At 59.1% G+C, this 4,153-nt stretch carries 4 protein-coding genes; 3 read left to right on the forward strand and 1 reads right to left on the reverse strand.

What is annotated here, in order from left to right; all coding sequences use genetic code 11:
* From YWC_RS31155 to YWC_RS0126800, 3 genes are all read left to right on the forward strand, one after another.
* Window positions 1–1,367: phosphoethanolamine transferase (locus YWC_RS31155; protein WP_036216391.1), on the forward strand; the 1,367-nt coding region annotated here is incomplete at its 5' end.
* A 92-nt stretch (window positions 1,368–1,459) separates the two neighbouring features.
* Entirely contained in the window at window positions 1,460–2,173 is a 714-nt protein-coding gene (locus YWC_RS31160; protein ID WP_229413213.1) for a phosphatase PAP2 family protein, read from the forward strand.
* Between the two features lie 55 nt (window positions 2,174–2,228).
* Window positions 2,229–2,627: a diacylglycerol kinase gene (locus YWC_RS0126800; RefSeq protein ID WP_027868091.1), complete on the forward strand. Its 399-nt coding sequence runs from the start codon at window positions 2,229–2,231 to the stop codon at window positions 2,625–2,627.
* 48 nt (window positions 2,628–2,675) lie between these two features.
* On the opposite strand, the gene YWC_RS0126805 is transcribed toward YWC_RS0126800, so the two are convergent.
* Window positions 2,676–4,153 (reverse strand): LTA synthase family protein (locus tag YWC_RS0126805; protein ID WP_027868092.1); only part of this gene is annotated, 1,478 nt, incomplete at its 5' end.

Here is a 4,153-nt window from a genome sequence, read left to right on the forward strand (position 1 = left end):
CCTATGGGATCGTCATCGATAAGGCCATGGTCCAGAATGTCTTCGAGACGGATGCGCGCGAAGCGATGGAGCTGATCAGCTGGCACCTGGTGGCGACGGTCTGCCTGCTCGGCGTGCTGCCGTCGCTGCTGATTGCGCGTGCCAGGATCCATTTCCCGCAAGGGCCAAAGGGACTCATGCAGCGCTTCGGCATCGCGGCAGGATCGCTGGCGCTTGCGGCTTTGCTGCTTCTCCTGTGTTTCAAAAGCCTGGCGCCTACGCTGCGCGAGCATCGGGAGCTGCGTTTTCTCCTGACTCCCACCAACTTTATCCAGGCAACGCATGCTTATCTGCGCAAGCGATGGGCTGCCAGCCTCGTCGTGGCTCCCCTTGGACGCGACGCGGTCAAGGGCGCGACCTGGACCGGCCAGCAGCGAAGAACCCTCACCGTCATCGTGGTCGGCGAAACGGCACGTGCCGCGAACTTTTCGCTCAACGGATATGCTCGCGAGACAAATCCGTTGTTGGCGCGGCAAGCGGGGCTGATCAATTTTTCGAACGTGCTTTCTTGCGGTACAGCGACCGCGGTGTCGGTACCGTGCGTGTTTTCGGCACTTGGCCGGGATGGGTACAGCCAGTCGAAGGCCATGAGCCAGGAAGGATTGCTCGACGTACTCACGCACGCCGGCTTCGACGTCATCTGGCGCGATAACAACTCAGGATGCAAGGGTGTGTGCGCCCGTGTGAAGTACGAAGATCTGTCGAAGCCGGCGGGACCTGACAGCCATTGTGGCGCTAAGGAGTGTTACGACGAGCGTTTGCTCGAAGGTTTGCCTGAGCTGATCCGCAGCAGCACCAGGGATCTCGTCATTGTGCTTCACCAGAAGGGGAGTCACGGCCCTGCTTATGCGAACCGTTACCCACGCGAATTCTCACGGTTCGGGCCGGTGTGCACGTCCAACCGGTTTGAAGAGTGCTCGCGTGAATCCATCCAGGCCGCGTATGACAACACGATCCTCTACACCGACTACTTTCTGAGCAAGACCATCGATATGTTGCGCGACATCGCGGGAAGCGGGGGCCTCGATACGGCCATGCTGTATTTCTCCGACCATGGAGAGTCGCTTGGAGAAAACAACATGTACCTCCATGGCGCCCCATATTTCCTGGCGCCGCGCGAGCAGACCGAAGTCCCCATGATGCTGTGGATGTCGCCGGGCTTCAGCGAACGCTTTCGTCTCGATCGACGCTGCCTGAACGAACGGCGCAAGCAACCGCTATCACATGACAATGTGTTTCATTCGGTCCTCGGGATGCTCGATGTGAATACCGCAGTACTCAATCCACGGCTCGACCTGTTCCATTCCTGTGTCAGGGGAGGCGGATGAGTCGGCCTGCTCCCCTCGCTCGCCAGACACTGTTGGGCGACCGGGCGGCGCGAAGGATCGCTGTCGCACTCATCGCTGGAGCCTTATCCACCTTGTTGATCGGACGTCACTCCGATATCGATCTGCTGCTCGCCGATGCGGTGTTCGACGCCGCCAGCAATACTTTTCCCTGGCGCGATGCATGGCTCACCGACACCTTCGGACACGTGATCTTGAAGCGGTTGCTGACGCTGGCGGCGCTGGGCTTTATCGGGTGTGCTGTTGTCGATGCGTTCCAGCCCTTGCCACGACTCTGTGGCCTGGGCCGGCTACGCCTGCGGATCGTCGCATCATCCGCGATACTCGTCCCGGCTGTGATCAGCCTGCTGAAGCAGCTGAGCTCATCGCACTGCCCATGGGATCTTGCCCGTTACGGAGGAGAGCAGCCTTATGTCCGGATCTTCGACATTCTGCCGGCCGGCGCCATTCCTGGTCATTGTCTTCCTGCAGGCCACGCTTCGAGCGCACTGTGGCTATTGTCGCTTGCGGTGTACTGGCTTCCGGCTCAGGCACGTGCAGCTCGGGTAACGGCTTTTTTGGGTATCACTGCCGGCAGCTTGCTCGGATTTTTGCAGCAACTGCGCGGTGCTCACTTCCTCACCCACACCCTTTGGTCGCTCTGGATCGCAAGCGCGACCGTGGTCCTCGTCATCCTTGTTCTACAGGGGAGGCAAGCCGGCGGTGGCGTGTGCTGCCCGCCGGCTCCCGCCGCAACCGAGAAGCGGCGGACGCCCGAACCTGAAACAGACATTTCCGAATCCAGCTAATTAACCCGGTTCGTTTGCAAATCGCAAAGCCGACTTTTCCAAAAGGTCTACAACCATGCTTCAGGACAAGCAAGAAGTGAGTGAATTCAAGAGTACCGGCGGTCTCGCCCGCATCGTGGCCGCGTCACGTTATTCCGCCCGGGGTTTCAGAATCGCGTGGAAGTACGAACACGCGTTCAGGCAGGAGTTGCTCGTCTTGGTTCCGGCGCTGTTCGTCGCATTGCTCCTTCCCGTGTCGGTCCTGGAAAAGCTGGCGCTGGTATTGGTGCTGGCGCTGGTATTGATTGTCGAGCTGCTCAACTCCGCGATCGAAGCCGTCGTCGACCGCATTTCTCTGGAACGGCACCCACTATCCAGAAACGCGAAGGATCTGGGCAGCGCGGCGGTATTCCTTGCGGTGGCCGTTGCAGCAGTCACATGGACCGTGATCGTGGCGCCGGTGTTGCTGAACTAAGCACAATGGTCCTCCGATGGAGGACCATTGCCATCGAGCGAGCGCTGTTCAAGGTTCTTGTTCGGGCAAGGTGTACTTGCGCTCGCGGTAGAGTAACGAGGGCAGAACTACGTGAGCCATCGCCTTGGCTACTTGCGTCTTGTCGGGCGCACCCGCCTGAAGATCCAGTTTTCCGCTCTGGGCGTCATAGTTTCCAAGCAGTGGCTGCTGGCGGGGACGCAGGATCGTCGCCGACCCGTCTTCGAGCCAGGCGAAATAATTATCGAACTGGAGCATGGCGCGGCCCGGGGTACTGCTGTCTCTCGCAAAGTCCCGGCCGATCATCGGATGCATGCTCGAGACGCCCATCAATGAGAGCAGGGTCGGCCCAAGGTCGATCTGGCTGGCGATTGTTCGAATCCGTTTCGGTGCGATGTCCGCCCCCAGGATGAGTCCCGGGATATGGAACTTCTTGACGGGCACCAGGCTATTGCCGTAGACGCGGTTGTCATGATCGGCAACGACGAGAAACAGGGTGTCTTTCCAGTACGCCTGCTTCTTCGCTTCGGCGATAAACTTCCCGAGCGAGTAGTCTGCATACTTGACGGCGTTGTTCACCGTTTGCTTGACCGGATCGTGGAGCGTAATTTTTCCATTTGGAAATTCAAACGGTTCGTGATTCGATGAGGTGAAAATCAGGCTAAAGAACGGTTTCTCGTGGGCATGAAGTTCCTTCAGGCGTTCCAGCGACTTGTTGAACAAGTCCTCGTCGGACGCCCCCCAGCTTCCCGTGAAGGCCGGACGCATTTCTCGTATGTCGACCACGCGCTGGAATCCGTTCCCGGTGAAAAAGCTGCGCATATTGTCGAAATGCGCTTCGCCGCCGTACACGAATTCAGTGTGATAGCCCTGCTGTTTCAGTCCTGCCGCAATCGTGTAAAAGCCTTGTTGCGCGAGCGAGAGTTTGACCACGCTGCGGGCGGGCGTCGGTGCGTAGCCGGCCACGACTGCTTCGATGCCCCGCACCGAACGGGTGCCGGTCGCATAGAGCTGTTCGAACCACCAGCCTTCCCTCTTGAGCTTTTCCAGCTCTGGCGTCACCGGCAGTCCACCCAGCGACTCGACGAAGGTTGCGCCTAGACTTTCTTGCAGGACGACTACCAGATTAAGCGGCCGGTTTCGCGCGATAGCGGCTTGTTGGAAATGTAGAGTCGGAATGTCGGGATTGCTGAACGCATAGCCGTGCAGCCAGGGTGCTGATTTAACTTCTCGAAAAACTTGTTCGCGCGGGAATGCCCCATAGATGTCGGAGGAGACTGTTTCTTTCTTCAAGGAGTTGAGCGCGTCCAGCACCGACCATGCCGAGTTGATGATGAGCGAATTGACCATCGCGTCCCCTGTCAGCGCAAAGAAGGCCGGGTTGGCTGGGCGGTGCCCCGTGGTCGACCGGATCTGCATCAGTACGATCAGGCACAGAACCGGCCATAAGAGCAGCAGTTTCCTTGCGGGCCACATGCTTATGCCGGGCGAAGCACGCCTGAGCAGAT

Source organism: Massilia alkalitolerans DSM 17462, from assembly GCF_000427785.1.
In the GTDB taxonomy this organism is placed as follows: domain Bacteria; phylum Pseudomonadota; class Gammaproteobacteria; order Burkholderiales; family Burkholderiaceae_D; genus Telluria; species Telluria alkalitolerans.

Coding starts and splice junctions, on each gene's coding strand:
- YWC_RS0126800 (WP_027868091.1), top strand. CDS start 2,229: ATGCTTCAGGACAAGCAAGAAGTGAGTGAATTCAAGAGTACCGGCGGT.